The following is a 320-nucleotide window of genomic DNA, read 5'->3' as shown; positions in this document are numbered from 1 at the left end:
AGTTAAGAGACGATATTGGGTCTGTAGCTCAGCTGGTTAGAGCGCTCGCCTGATAAGCGGGAGGTCGGTGGTTCAAGTCCACTCAGACCCACCAATATCGACCTAGATGGGGCTATAGCTCAGCTGGGAGAGCGCCTGCCTTGCACGCAGGAGGTCTGCGGTTCGATCCCGCATAGCTCCACCATCTTTAAGTGTTCTTCCTTAAGAATCTTTAAAAATGGTTCAATTTATTGAATCAAGCTCTTTAACAATTTGGAAAGCTGACTGATTAACTCTAAGAGTTAATCAAATTAAAAGTTCTCAATGTTTATCCTTTGGAT

Annotated in this window: 2 tRNA genes; both read left to right on the top strand. The window is 44.4% G+C overall.

The window, feature by feature from the left end:
- Positions 1 to 17: 17 nt before the first annotated feature.
- Positions 18 to 94, top strand: a tRNA-Ile gene (locus tag OH460_RS27355).
- Between the two features lie 14 nt (positions 95 to 108).
- A tRNA-Ala gene (locus tag OH460_RS27350) sits at positions 109 to 184 on the top strand.
- Positions 185 to 320: the final 136 nt, after the last annotated feature.

Source organism: Vibrio sp. Makdt, from assembly GCF_027587015.1.
In the GTDB taxonomy this organism is placed as follows: domain Bacteria; phylum Pseudomonadota; class Gammaproteobacteria; order Enterobacterales; family Vibrionaceae; genus Vibrio; species Vibrio chagasii_B.
This window is presented reverse-complemented; position numbering and strand designations above follow the sequence as displayed.